This window comes from Desulforamulus profundi, assembly GCF_002607855.1.
Genome location: NZ_AWQQ01000156.1, coordinates 1 through 12,378, shown reverse-complemented (window position 1 = coordinate 12,378; position 12,378 = coordinate 1). Strand labels below are relative to the sequence as shown.

The window sequence follows — 12,378 nt, the reverse complement described above, 5'->3', positions numbered from 1 at the left end:
CCATCAAGTATCATTGCTTGCCTTCTGCAGCGTAATACGGTAGGATGAGTATACACAGCAGTTCCCCCTTATTATGTTGGTGTGGTAACTATCATTATAAGGGGAGCACTGTGGATACTCAACCATCTGGGGCAAGCCCGGGTGGTTGATTTATTTCCCAGCCTATTCCATTTTGTCAACCCATACCCAACTTAACACATCCATGGAAAAGTCAGTCTGGCTTAACAGGTCTATCTTGTTAATGATTACCACATTAGCCCGTTGGAAAATGGCCGGGTACTTGGCGGGTTTATCATCCCCTTCGGTTAAGCTAAGCGCTACCATTCTCATATCCTCCCCTAGATTATAACCGGCAGGACAAACCAGGTTGCCAACATTTTCAATAACCAGCAAGTCCAAACCATCCAGCGAAAGATTATGCAGTGCTTCCCTAATCATATGGCTATCCAGGTGGCAGCCACCGCAAGTATTGATTTGTACCACCGGAATGCCTTGCTTTTCAATGCGTTCCGCATCCTTCGTAGTATAAAGATCCCCTTCAATTACCGCCATTTTTAGTTTGCTCTTTAACTCCTTAAGCAAGCTTTCCAGGATAGATGTTTTGCCTGAGCCGGGTGAGCCCATAAATTTGATAACAAAAATTCCTTTATCATGAAAATTCTTTTTTAGCTCGCCGGCAATCAGTTCGTTGGCTTTAAGAATGTTGGAAACCACCTTAATTTCCTGCACTGTTAATCCTCCACTTCGCTTTTGCCTAAAATTGAGTCTACATAAAGCTCCATTCCGGTGAGCATTTGGTAATCTGGCGGTTCCTCGCAGCTAAATTTTAGCCCCGTAATACCCTCCAGGGTTAAACCGCAGCGTAGGCAACAACCGGTGACAGGTGACAGGCACCGGGGTAATGCAGAATTCTGCCCCCTCGGCCAGGGTGTTCCGGGCAAAACAAGTAAAAGCGAATTGCAAAGCAGCGGGTTCAACTCCGGAGAGTGCACCGATCATCACATTGACCCGGCTTACTTTTGTTAGCCCGTGCAACCTGGCATTTTCCGTAATAATGCTAAAGATTTCCTGCATAACAGAGAGTTCGTGCATTTTTAAGTCCTTTCTATATTTTTTATTTTGACCACAGGATTCAATAATAACCAATATTAGTAGTAATGGTAAATTTTTTGCGTAATTTTCTAATCACCGGGAAATCCTATACACAACCATACCGATAAGCACAAAGGTGGAAAATCTTAAAATGTTGGGTCAAGGCGGAAAACCATCTAAGAGTCAATTGATAGAGTTATTACGGCAGGGGAGAAAAAGCAACAACTTAATTGAGCAGGTAGCTACCTGGCTAAAAGAGCCACAGCCAGAAAAGGCAAAGAGACCCCCCATGATCTGGATCGGCACTAATACCTGTGCGGGAGATCTACTTTCTTTTATAAATAGTCTTGACCCAAGTTACCAGGGTCTACTCACGGATTTAGTCGACTTTCGCTACAATTATCTGATGATGACTGCCGAAGGTAAGATTGCCAATAGAATTCTGAAAGAAACCATGAGAGAGTATCCGGGCCGGTATATCCTGGTGGTGGAAGGAACAGTACCAACCCGGTCCAACGGGTTGTATGCCGTTATTGGCACCATCAAGGACAAACCTCTGACAGCCCTGGAGGCAGTTCGTAAACTGGGCGCCAGAGCCAGGTACGTGGTGGCGGCCGGTACATGCGCGTCCTTCGGTGGACCTTACGCCGCTGAACCTAACCCTTCTCATGGCAAACCCGTTCAAGCGGTTCTGGACAGAAAAGTGATTAACGTCCCCGGTTGTCCCATCAATCCCGGCTGGATGATGGGTACTCTGGCTCACCTGGTGTGGCACGGGGAACCGGAGTTGGACCATTTAAACCGTCCGAAAATGTTCTATGGCGAAACCATTCACAACCTCTGCCAGAGGCGTCACTATTTTAACAGCGGCATCTTTGCCAGGCAACCCGGAGAGCCCTGGTGTATGTACAAGCTGGGGTGTAAGGGGCCGGTTACCTATGCCGATTGCCCCTACCGCCAGTGGAACGGCGAGCATTTAAGCTGGCCGGTGAAGGCCAATACCCCCTGTATCGGTTGTACCAGTCCGGAATTTCCTGACGGGGATGCACCCTTTTTTAAGCATTTACCGGATGTTAAACTGCCCGGCATTAAAGTGTCGGCCGACCGGGTGGGCATGGTGACCGGGGCTGTCACCGCCCTGGGAATAGGTGCCCACCTGGCCGGCAGTGTTATCACCGGCAGGCTGGGCCGTAACTTAAAGCAAGGCTTTTCCAACGGTAAAGGCAAAAGGCTGGCAAAAATAGTGCAACAAAAATGGAAAAAGATAAAAAAGGTGATCGACTTTGAAGAAGATTAGAATTGATCCGTTAACCCGTGCCCACTCGCCTACCGCTGTGGAAGTTGTGGTAGAAAATAAAAAGGTTATAAATGCCCGGTGTATTGGCACTTTTTTCCGGGGCTTTGAGATCATCCTGCGGGGCAGGGACCCCCGGGATGCCCCCTATTTAACTGAACGGATTTGCGGCATATGTTCCTCCTCCCATGGTACGGCAGCGTGCTTTGCCTGGAGGATGCCGCCGGTGCGCGTCCACCGCGTAACGGCAACCTGCTCCGCAATTTGATCCTGGGGTCTGACATCCTGCAAAACCAAATCCGCCATTTTTACCTCTTTGCCCTGCCGGATTTTGTCAGGGGACCCAACCTGGGCCCCTTTGCCCCAAGCTATACAAAGGATTACCGTTTGCCCAAGAAGAAAAACGATGCTATGATTGAACATTACTTCAGGGCCATTGAAATAAGCCGGCAAGCCAGCGAACTGATCGCCCTGTTGGGGGGAAAGTCTCCTTTTCCCCACGGTCTGCTGGCCGGCGGAAGCTCCGTCCCCCCAACAGCTGACATCATCATGACATTCCGCTTTAAATTAAAATCAATCAACGATTTTATCAAAAGTGTTTTTATTCCTGATGCCTTCACCCTGGCTGAGACCTACCGGGATTACTATCAAATCGGCGTCAGAAAACCAAATATGATGTCCTTTGGTCTCTTCCCGCGCAATGAGCATGATAATGAAAGACATTTTCCGGCCGGCGCGGTAATCAACGGCCAAGTACAACGGCTTAACACGGCTGTTATTAAAGAAGATGTCACAAATTCCTGGTACGTTGGCAATCAGCCCGTACACCCAACCGGCGGACGCACTGAACCCGACCGGGAAAAAGGGGGCCTATTCCTGGAGCAAAGCGCCCCGCTACGGAGGGAGACCTATGGAAGGAGGCCCCCTGGCCCGGCTGTGGCTCAGCGGGAATTACCGGAGAGGGGTTTCCACCATGGACCGGAACATTGCCCGTGTGGTGGAAACCGAAAAAATCGGGCAATTGATGGAGGGATGGCTGGCAGAGTTGCAGCCCGGGGAACCGGTATTTACTCCCTTTGACATGCCGAAGGAAGCAGATGGGGTAGGGCTTACCGATGCCCCGCGTGGCCAGCTGGGGCACTGGCTGAGAATCGAAAAAGGGAGAATCGCTAACTATGAGATTATCACTCCCACCGCCTGGAATTTTTCGCCCAGAGACGAATCGGGCCACTTGGGTCCGGTGGAGGAAGCCTGATCGGGACCCCTGTAGAAGATGAAAATGAGCCCATTGAAGTAGGCAGGGTGGTGCGGGCCTTTGACCTGTGTTCTTCCTGCGTTGCCCATGTCATTATACCGGGTCGCCCGGTTAAACAACTGGTGATAGTACCCTGATTAAGGAGGCTAATTGAATGTTTCTCACGAGACTTCTTACCAAAAAACTCCCCGCCATTCGTTGCCCGTAAGGCTCCTTCACTGGTGCTATGCACCGGCTGTTCTGGCAGGAATTTGGAGCGGGTTATACATCAATAACCCCTCCCGGTCACTGGGCTTTAAGAGCATGGATCAGGCCAAAAGAACCCATTTCATTGCTCAATATATTCTTCTCTCCTCCTTTCTGGCCAGGGTTTATTACGGTTCTGTGACAAAAAATTACCGGCAGATCATTCCGGACCGCAAGGCTTTAAAGGGCATGCCCAAGTTTATGAAATACGAGCTGTTTCTTACCAAAAGAAAGCCTGAATTCCCTAAATACAACCCGGCACAAAAGGTTCTCTTCACCGGCCTGACCCTGCTTATCCCTTTACAGATATTGACCGGTTTCGGCCTTTACGCCTCCAAGACCTTTCAAAAGACCGTCAACATGGCAGGGGGTTTGAACCCGTTACGCAAAATGCACTACCTGCTGTCCCTGTCCATATCCTCCCTGGCTGCCGGACACATCTATTTTGCCTTAACCGACAGCCTCAGGAAACTTAAATCCATCTTTACCGGCTATAAGTAGGGGGGTGACCCCAGTGTCCCAAATCACCATTCTCGGGCTGGGTAACTTACTCCTCAAGGACGACGGCATCGGCCCCCGGGTTGTCCAGGAACTGCAAAAACATGGCCTCCCTCCCGGCATCGATGCCATTGAAGGGGGAGGCTCCTTTTATCAATACTTTGATGTGTTTGCCCGGAGTAAACACATCCTGGCCGTTGATGCCCTGCTGGGAGGAGAACCTCCCGGCACCATTTACCTGTTGACCCCCGGTGAGATAACCCGCAAGAAAGAAACAGGGCTGTTGCGGCACGAAGATGATTTCCTGAGTGTACTTGATATCATGGACTACTATGGTTTGCACACGGAAGTAAATATTATAGGGATAGAGCCCAAGGAAATAACCTATTCCCTTAACCTCTCTCCTGAAATTGCCGTAAAATTACCGTTCATCGTTAAAACCATCCGGGGGTTGTCAAAACAGTTACTCCGGAATGGTACTTTTTCGTTGCATAAACTTTTGGCAGAAATGGAAGAATAATAAAAAAAGATTGGGGAACAGCAAGTGGCGGGAAATATATGGCGAACACTTTTATCCCTGCTGTCTAACAACCAAAACAAGTTCCCTCATCCTGGTGCTTCCCCGAAAGGAACTGTTAAACTTTCAACGGACCTGACAACCAACATCAGCAACTTCAAGGAAGCCCTTGGGAACAGCATGGATGTAGAAATAAGGGTTCTTTTCATGGGTAAAACCCAGGTAGCGATGGTTTACATAGACAGCATCGTTGACCGGACTGCCTGCGGGAAAATGCAATCAAGGCATTAATGGTTGACTCCCATACAGCGGGCCTTTTACCCGGCTATGGGAGCAAAGGACTGGCCCATGCGGCTAAGGGAAAGGTGGTCAGTGTTTGCTGCGTAAAAGAATCAAAGGATTTGCATAAATTAATCGACGCAGTCCTGTCTGCCAATATCGTCGTGCTTTTTGACGGGGATGATACAGGACTCATTCTTAAATTACCGGGCTATGAAACCAGGTCTGTGACGGAACCCCAGACCGAGTCGGTAATCAGGGGTTCCCGGGAGGGATTTACCGAAAGCATAAGCACTAATATTTCTATGATTCGCAGGAGAATCAAGGATCATAACCTGCGCATGGAACGCCTTCGCTTGGGCAGGGTAACCAAAACAGAAATTTGTATTGCTTACATTAAGGGGATTGTTGACCCAAAAACAGTGGAAGAGGTAAAAAAAAGGCTGCACCGCATTGAATTGGACGGTGTCCTGGAGTCGGGTTATATAGAAGAATTTATTCAAGACGCCCCCTATTCTGTCTTTCCGACGGTTGGTAATGCAGAAAAACCAGATAAGGTGGCGGCACAACTTTTAGAAGGGCGGGTCGCCATTATTACCGACGGTACACCCTTTGTGCTGACCGTACCCTATTTATTTATTGAATCACTGCAATCCAGTGAGGATTATTATTCAAGGTTTTTATCCAGTTCTTTTTTCAGAATTCTTAGATTTACTTTTTTAGTTATTTCCACTAACCTGCCCGCTATGTATGTGTCCATCTCTTCCTTTAACCCGGAGATTATGCCGACAAGCCTTTTACTTATCCTGGAAGCATCCAGGAAGGGGGTTTTCCTCCCCCCATCGGGGAGGTTTTGCTAATGGGATTAATTTTTGAGGGACTGCGGGAAGCCGGTGTGCGCCTACCCAGGAATGTAGGGCAGGCGATAAGTATTGTAGGAGCACTGGTAATCGGCCAGGCCGCCGTTTCAGCAGGACTAATCAGCGCCCCAACGGTGATCGTGACAGCCCTGACGGGGATTGCTTCCTTTATTTCTCCCTCCCAGAGTGAGGCACAACTTTTAATAAGAATATTTTATACTCTTGTGGCCGGTTTTTTAGGTTTCTTTGGCCTATTCATGGGCAATATCCTGGTAATTATGCACATGGCTTCCCTGAGATCCTTTCGTGTTCCTTATCTTTCACCGCTGGCCCCGTTATGGCACGGCGATTTAAAAGACAGTCTGGTCCGTGCCCCCTGGTGGTTCATGACTAACAGGCCCAGGTTAAATGGCTTGCAAAACATCCGCCGGGCAGGAATAACCAAGCCACCCGGTCCCGCCGGTGGCGAGGAGGAGATGGGCTAAATGCTCGGAGAAGAAAAGATATCCGGCAGGCAGGCTGTTAACCTGATCATAACTACCCTTCTGTCCGGTTCCATCATAGTAACTTCAGCAATACATAAACAAGCTAACCGGGATAGCTGGCTGGCCATCCTCCTGTCTACAGCCCTGGCATTGCTAGCAGGTACTGTTATTGCGGCTTTGGGCCGGCGATTTCCGGACCAGACCATTATTCAATACGGCCGGCAGTTGTTTGGCCGATTACCCGGTATGGCCCTCGGCCTGCTCTTCGTTGTGTTATTCCTTTATATGAGCATTCTGATTACCAGGTGGGTAACTGAACTTTTAATTACCATGTTTATGCCGGATACGCCTCTGGTGGTATTTGCCATCAGTTTTGTGGGGGTCTGCGCCTACGGTGTCCGCCATGGTTTGGATGTTCTGGCCAGGACCAATGATATTTTTCTTCCCGTTGCTCTGGCGCTGCTGTTTTTTATTCTAATAAGCAACTCCCCGGACATGAAAATACAAAATTTTTTCCCGGTGCTGGAAGAAGGTGTGATGCCGGTTCTGAAGGGTGCCTTGCCTCAGGCGGCCATACTTGCTCAAAGTATCATTATGGTTATGCTCACGCCTTTCCTGAACAAACCCCGAGAGGTCAAAGGGGTTATCTTCAGGGGTGTTATTACAACAGGTCTGCTAGCATTACTGATCATGGTTTCATCCATATCGGTATTAGGCAACAGAACGGATCGGACCATGTTTGTTCTCCTTTTATTATCAAGGCAAATTAACATCGGCGAGGTCATTGAACGGGTGGAGCCATTCGTTTTGCTCTTATGGCTGTCCATTGGAGTTACCAGTTAGGCATATTCTTTTTCTGCACCGTGCTGGCCACGGCCCAAACCTTCAATCTAAAAGAATATAAAGCCCTGGTGCTGCCCGCCGGAGTGCTGATAATTACCCTTTCAATACTGCTCTGGGAACATAACATTGAATTCATGGTTCAAATCGTCCAAGTGTTACCCCCCTTCCTCCTGGCCCTGGAAGCCGGCTTGCCGCTGCTCCTGCTGGTGGTGGCTTACCTGCGTGGCATAGGAGGTGTAGGCAAGTGAGGCGGAAAAGCGGCCTGCTGGTTGTGTTATTGATATTGACCATGGTAACCGGCTGCTGGAGCAGTTTGGCTCTGGAAAAACGGGCCATTGTTTCTGGTTTTGGTCTGGATCAGGCCAAAGAAAAGGGAAAGGTCAGGGTAACCTTACAGATTGTCAAATCAGGGGCAGGAGGCAGGACGGATATGGGTGATACCGGGGGTGTAAAAGCGAAACAGAGTGTGCTGGTATACACCGGCACCGGCTACACCTTTTCACAGGCCCTGGATACTCTGGTCAAAAAAACGGGCAAAAGCCTGTTTTATTCAGAAGCTAAAATTGTGGTGGCCGGGGAGGCTATGGCCAGAGAAGGTTTGTTCACGGTGACCGATTTTTTTGACCGCTCCCGCGAGCCCTCGACCCGGAACTTGCTGATTATAGCTAAAGGCGAGGCCAAGGAAGTCCTGGAGACAAAATTGGGCGAGGAGGATATCTGGGCCTACGGCATTAGGGATGTTGTTAAGTCCGCAATGCTTCACGGCTACCTGCCGACTTCCGATATTAAAGATTTTATTACCGCGGTGGAAAGTAGAACCACCGCGCCGGTAGTCCCGCTGGTAAAGATAATTCCTAATGAATATAAAAATGAAGGAAACCAACCACCTGAACAAAAGCAGGCTGTACCGGCTAAAGAAATGAAGCTATTAGGAATGGCTGTCTTCCGCCACTATAAAATGGTCGGGCAACTGGACGAAAGGCAAACCCGCGGCTTCCTTTGGGTCAACGGCAAAGAACACAGATGTATAACTACGCTGCCAATTCCCGGCAGTGAGGATAAAAAGGCAGCATCCGTTACCATCCGGGCAGATTCCAAGGTTAAACCGGAGCTTAAAAACGGGAAATTAAGGATCCATATTCAGGTTCATGAAGAGGGTGAACTGTCCGAAATACAGCCTGATTCCATTGATATGACTAATCCTGCCAATGTTAAGGAGTTTGAAAAACTTAAACAGTATGCCATTGCAGGTGAAATCCAGGACGCTGTTAAAAAGGCCCAGGGATTAAACTCGGATATCTTTGGTTTTGGTGAAGAGGTGCACAGGAGGTACCCCAGGGAATGGAACCAGTTAAAAGACAAATGGGATGAAATATTTCCCCTTTTGGAAGTAACCATAAAAGTACAGTCAAAAATAAGACGTACTGAAAAAGTAACCAACCCCGCCATGTCTGAGTAATTTCTCGGCCGCAAGCGACACCGTCAAAGACAAAAACCTTTTTCGGCACGACGTTATTACTACCCACTCCAGGGTAGAAAGGAGATACAAATATGTTAACCCATATTGCGCTGCTTGGTTTCTCCTTCATCTTCATCGTGTTTCTAGAGGCCCCGCGTTTAGTTAAACAAGGGCTCTGGCGGGAACTGGCGGTATTTTCAGTAATCCTGTCAACGGGATATATTCTGGCCTTCCTACAGGTTTTCGGGGTGCTATCCCGTTAAATGCAGGAAATCAAAAGAATGCGCGTGTCCGTTAAGGGCCTGGTGCAGGGAGTGGGGTTCCGACCCTTTGTATATAACATGGCCCGGTCGCTGGGGCTCACGGGTTGGGTTAACAACACCGCTGAAGGAGTAATCGTGGAAGTAGAGGGTAAGAGAGGGTGGGGACCGGCGTTATCGCTACCACTTTATCAATTGTACCAATTGCGGTCCCCGTTTTACCATCATTAAGGACGTTCCTTACGACCGTCCCTTTACCACCATGTGAAGGTTCCCCATGTGCCCGGACTGCCTGCAGGAGTATCATGACCCTCAGAACAGTCGGTTTCATGCTCCGCCGCTCATTTATGTTCATGGGCAGGGCTGTCTCCAGGTAATAATGAAAGCGCCGGAAAGCGAAAGTCGGGGCGAACGCGCAAGGGTAACCAGAAATTGAGAAGTGTACTGGTAGGAGCAGCCAGGGCTGCCGCCCGAACCAAGAATACCTATTTGTCCAGTCAGTATCCCGGTAGTTTTTAAAAAACCGGTTTCTGGAGGGAGAGGTATGGTTAAGAAATTTCCGGCCTGCCAATTTTGTCAGTGCAGCAATTGTAAGTCTACAGGTACTTGCACGGGGTGCGCCACCGGAGTTGTGCACTATAAGTCCAAGGAACAAGCCGAAGGTGTGGTATGGCACCGGGGTAACTATAAATGTTCCACTGTAAAGTAACTCCACCAGGCAGGCTGCATGGCCTGCCCTTCTTTAAACAGTAACCATAATTTAACATTTTGACCATTTGCGTAACTATTCAGCATCTGAAAACATGCCGCAAGAAAATGGGCATAGGTATCCCTTAGCTCGAAGTTGATTAAGCAACTTTAGGCGTAATGGTTACCGCATAAACACGGGAAGCCCGGTTTGGGCACCATATATGGCCGAAAACATGTCAACCCCTTGTTTCGCAGCAGATGAAATGTAACTGCGTATACGGCAAAATGCATCTGAGCCATCATCTGAGCGAAAACCGCCGGATACCTTCCGATGGAGCTTAACCATACGTATGTCCCGTTCCGCTTGGTCATTGTCAAAGGGTATGGCAGGGTCACGCATGAAAAGCAGAACTTCATGTTCATGCACCTTTAGCCGGTCAATCAGGTTGCGTGCCTTGCTTCTTTTTACCCGGCCCCGGGTGTTGTTAACGATGTCGGCCTTGTTAATGGGGTTTTCGGAATCTGCAAGGGCAAATATTTTTTCGTATTTTGCCTCAAATTCTGCGAGTGTTGTTTCATCCAATGCACCATCTACAGCATCAACGGTTGCCTTAATCTCCAGTTTGAGTCCTTAGGCTTTTGGGCTTAACAAATACATCGGTTGACGGTGGCTTGCTGCTGTTGTGACTGTTTTGGTTCAGGCGTGCGCGGAGTTCCTTGTTTTCTTGTTCAAGGCGGGCCCGTTCGTTTTGGAGTCCTTGGATGTATTCACGTAATCCTTCTGAACACTTTTCTATTTCACGTTGGACTTCGGGGGATGGTTTCACTGGGTCAACACCTCCCTGAAGTCCCTGGACAGCGGGTACAGATAGATATCTTTGATGGGAACACGAAGTCTCCCATACCTGTCATAGCGGCTCCTGCCGGTGGTTTCGCCGGTGTAAACCCAATTAGCGGCCTTGTAACAAGTACCCTTGAACCTGTCTTTCTCCACGAAAGTTTCCAGCAAATAGACCGGGTGGCCGTATTTCTCCTGCCAATCTGAAGAAATCCGTCGGCTGATTAGCCCCAGGATATGGCTGGCCAGGTGAGGAACCCGAACCCACGGAAGGATCAGAAATCGGGTGTTGTTGGTAGTTAAGTAAAGATTCGCTTTGCGGATATCTGCCTTCCAGCCAATGAAATGATCCCGCTGTGCACATGCCCAGGCAGAAGCGCCAGAGAGTAGATATGCCAACAATACGCCATCCAGGTTGTAGACCATATACTTTACGTTTTCACCGACGGTCAGGTCAAAGCCAGGGTAGTGGTACTGTATAAGCAGGGATTTGAATTCATTTAACAGAGGGCTGCAGTTTAGGATGACAACAACCTGCAACGGTCCCAGATCTTTTAGTCGGGACTGAACGGGGGTAGTATCATGGAACATCCGCTTTACTTGATGGGTGTTGCATGGTTTTGGACCGGTGTCGGTAATCTTTTCGGGGAGTGTTATCAGACCTTTGCCGTCAAGTTTCCGAAGCAAGTCCCGGCAGGATGTTTCTTTAGGGCGTCCGTCATGATAGCGCCAGTCCCAAATCCTGCATGACTCAATAGACAGCCTCGTACGCCACCAGGTCGGGTTTTCGGAAATGAGCCGGTTTATCAAATCTACTTCTTTTTCTGTGATCTCAGGTCTCCGGTACATCATTTTCGCCTCCCTGATAATACTTTATCAGAGAAACGCCTACGAGATCAGACCTTTTATTGGGTATTTTTTTATCCAAGCGAGCAGTTCATCGGCTTCCTCTACCACTTGGCCCAGACGCTCCGAATTGGCCTATTCATCCAAATGATGTTCAAAGAAAATTGTGATGCTGAATAGTTACATATCATAAGTAAATATAATACGACAAGCGGAACCGTCCCCGTTGTCCGCCAGCATGCGTTCTTCGGCTGACTGAAGCCTGTAAAGGGCCAATTCCTTGCCATTTAGACAGTCCAAAGTGTCTCACCTTCCCTAACCACATTTGCAGCAAAGGGCGCCTTCAATATCACCAGCTTGCAGAACTGCTCATTCTCGTAAATATTTACCGACATGTCAATCCCATGTTCCAACTCGCAATCAATGACAAAGTCATAAATCTTATCCCTGTCTATTTTTTCTTATCTTTGACCAAAATAAGAATATCCATATCCGAGTCCTGGCGGTTATCTCCCCTGGCTCTAGAACCATAAAAAATAATCTGGGTAATCTCCCCCGGAAAGGCACCGTTTAAATAGTCAACAAAGGAAGCTAAAACTTGTCGTTCAACGGGTGTCAGAGTATTCATTTAAACAACCCCTCGTAAATAAGCTGTGACTTTAAAATCACTCTTACTCTGGCTGCTTTCTCAAGCTTGAAGTAAGATAACACGTTATTTTTGCAAAACCTTATACTATTTTTCACTAGCGTTGCATAAAACTTTCGCATAAATTAAAAGGTAATAATTGGAAGATATAATTGTATAATTTTGTAATTATTTGGGTGTATACACCAATTAACCCATTTTACTTTATGCTAAAGGAACAACCACTTAAGAGGTAGTCCTTTAATCCACATTTTTACAAATGATGTAATT

The 12,378-nt window shown here is 48.1% G+C and carries 14 protein-coding genes and 4 pseudogenes; 12 read left to right on the top strand and 6 right to left on the bottom strand.

Translation table 11 applies throughout. The features are described from left to right. Positions 1-162: 162 nt before the first annotated feature. Entirely contained in the window at positions 163-729 is a 567-nt protein-coding gene (hypB, locus tag P378_RS18515) for a hydrogenase nickel incorporation protein HypB (RefSeq protein ID WP_099084237.1), read from the bottom strand. A gap of 90 nt (positions 730-819) precedes the next feature. Then, positions 820-1,092 carry a hydrogenase maturation nickel metallochaperone HypA/HybF gene (locus P378_RS18510; protein WP_099084236.1) on the bottom strand — a complete coding sequence of 91 codons (273 nt, stop codon included), beginning with the start codon at positions 1,090-1,092 and terminating at the stop codon, positions 820-822. A gap of 151 nt (positions 1,093-1,243) precedes the next feature. Here P378_RS18510 and P378_RS18505 point away from each other — a divergent pair, with 151 nt between their 5' ends. From P378_RS18505 to P378_RS20275, 12 genes and pseudogenes are all read left to right on the top strand, one after another. Next, complete coding sequence (locus tag P378_RS18505; protein ID WP_099084235.1) at positions 1,244-2,389, top strand: hydrogenase small subunit; 1,146 nt, start codon at positions 1,244-1,246, stop codon at positions 2,387-2,389. A gap of 37 nt (positions 2,390-2,426) precedes the next feature. Continuing rightward, positions 2,427-3,778 (top strand): annotated as a pseudogene (locus P378_RS18500) (nickel-dependent hydrogenase large subunit). Positions 3,779-3,791: 13 nt separating this feature from the next. Continuing rightward, entirely contained in the window at positions 3,792-4,388 is a 597-nt protein-coding gene (locus P378_RS18495) for a cytochrome b/b6 domain-containing protein (protein WP_099084234.1), read from the top strand. Between the two features lie 13 nt (positions 4,389-4,401). Further along, positions 4,402-4,905: a hydrogenase maturation protease gene (locus tag P378_RS18490; protein WP_180261183.1), complete on the top strand. Its 504-nt coding sequence runs from the start codon at positions 4,402-4,404 to the stop codon at positions 4,903-4,905. A 24-nt stretch (positions 4,906-4,929) separates the two neighbouring features. After that, positions 4,930-5,193: a hypothetical protein gene (locus P378_RS18485; protein WP_099084232.1), complete on the top strand. Its 264-nt coding sequence runs from the start codon at positions 4,930-4,932 to the stop codon at positions 5,191-5,193. Then, positions 5,193-6,526, top strand: a pseudogene (locus P378_RS24425) (spore germination protein). The gene P378_RS18485 and the pseudogene P378_RS24425 overlap by 1 nt, the downstream one beginning before the upstream one ends. Further along, a complete protein-coding gene (locus tag P378_RS18470; RefSeq protein ID WP_099084229.1) occupies positions 6,527-7,369 on the top strand; it encodes a GerAB/ArcD/ProY family transporter in 843 nt (280 codons plus the stop codon). Continuing rightward, complete coding sequence (locus P378_RS18465; protein ID WP_143338562.1) at positions 7,342-7,617, top strand: hypothetical protein; 276 nt, start codon at positions 7,342-7,344, stop codon at positions 7,615-7,617. Before P378_RS18470 ends, P378_RS18465 begins: the two co-directional genes overlap by 28 nt. Beyond that, the gene (locus tag P378_RS18460) at positions 7,614-8,828 is read left to right on the top strand and encodes a Ger(x)C family spore germination protein (protein ID WP_099084227.1); all 1,215 of its coding nucleotides are present in this window, start codon (positions 7,614-7,616) and stop codon (positions 8,826-8,828) included. Before P378_RS18465 ends, P378_RS18460 begins: the two co-directional genes overlap by 4 nt. Positions 8,829-8,920: 92 nt before the next feature. Beyond that, positions 8,921-9,091: a hypothetical protein gene (locus P378_RS19910; protein WP_099084226.1), complete on the top strand. Its 171-nt coding sequence runs from the start codon at positions 8,921-8,923 to the stop codon at positions 9,089-9,091. Beyond that, positions 9,092-9,431, top strand: a pseudogene (locus P378_RS23820) (acylphosphatase); the annotation flags it as partial. After that, positions 9,410-9,565: pseudogene (locus P378_RS20275) on the top strand (transposase); the annotation flags it as partial. The pseudogenes P378_RS23820 and P378_RS20275, both read left to right, overlap by 22 nt. Positions 9,566-9,959: 394 nt before the next feature. Here P378_RS20275 and P378_RS18435 read toward each other — a convergent pair. The 4 genes from P378_RS18435 to P378_RS18420 all read right to left on the bottom strand — a co-directional run bounded on the left by P378_RS18435 (position 9,960) and on the right by P378_RS18420 (position 12,090). Continuing rightward, positions 9,960-10,361, bottom strand: coding sequence for an IS66 family transposase (locus tag P378_RS18435; RefSeq protein ID WP_180261182.1), 402 nt, complete (start codon positions 10,359-10,361; stop codon positions 9,960-9,962). Positions 10,362-10,389: 28 nt separating this feature from the next. Continuing rightward, positions 10,390-10,605 (bottom strand): DUF6444 domain-containing protein, encoded by a 216-nt coding sequence (locus tag P378_RS24420; RefSeq protein WP_099084223.1) that lies wholly within the window; start codon positions 10,603-10,605, stop codon positions 10,390-10,392. Next, the gene (locus tag P378_RS18425; RefSeq protein WP_207654087.1) at positions 10,602-11,468 is read right to left on the bottom strand and encodes a Druantia anti-phage system protein DruA; all 867 of its coding nucleotides are present in this window, start codon (positions 11,466-11,468) and stop codon (positions 10,602-10,604) included. Before P378_RS18425 ends, P378_RS24420 begins: the two co-directional genes overlap by 4 nt. Before the next feature lie 445 nt (positions 11,469-11,913). Next, entirely contained in the window at positions 11,914-12,090 is a 177-nt protein-coding gene (locus tag P378_RS18420) for a nucleotidyltransferase domain-containing protein (RefSeq protein WP_099084222.1), read from the bottom strand. Positions 12,091-12,378: the final 288 nt, after the last annotated feature.

Coding starts and splice junctions, on each gene's coding strand:
- P378_RS18420 (WP_099084222.1), bottom strand. CDS start 12,090: ATGAATACTCTGACACCCGTTGAACGACAAGTTTTAGCTTCCTTTGTT.
- P378_RS18510 (WP_099084236.1), bottom strand. CDS start 1,092: ATGCACGAACTCTCTGTTATGCAGGAAATCTTTAGCATTATTACGGAA.
- P378_RS18425 (WP_207654087.1), bottom strand. CDS start 11,468: ATGATGTACCGGAGACCTGAGATCACAGAAAAAGAAGTAGATTTGATA.
- P378_RS18505 (WP_099084235.1), top strand. CDS start 1,244: ATGTTGGGTCAAGGCGGAAAACCATCTAAGAGTCAATTGATAGAGTTA.
- P378_RS19910 (WP_099084226.1), top strand. CDS start 8,921: ATGTTAACCCATATTGCGCTGCTTGGTTTCTCCTTCATCTTCATCGTG.
- P378_RS18465 (WP_143338562.1), top strand. CDS start 7,342: ATGGCTGTCCATTGGAGTTACCAGTTAGGCATATTCTTTTTCTGCACC.
- P378_RS18470 (WP_099084229.1), top strand. CDS start 6,527: ATGCTCGGAGAAGAAAAGATATCCGGCAGGCAGGCTGTTAACCTGATC.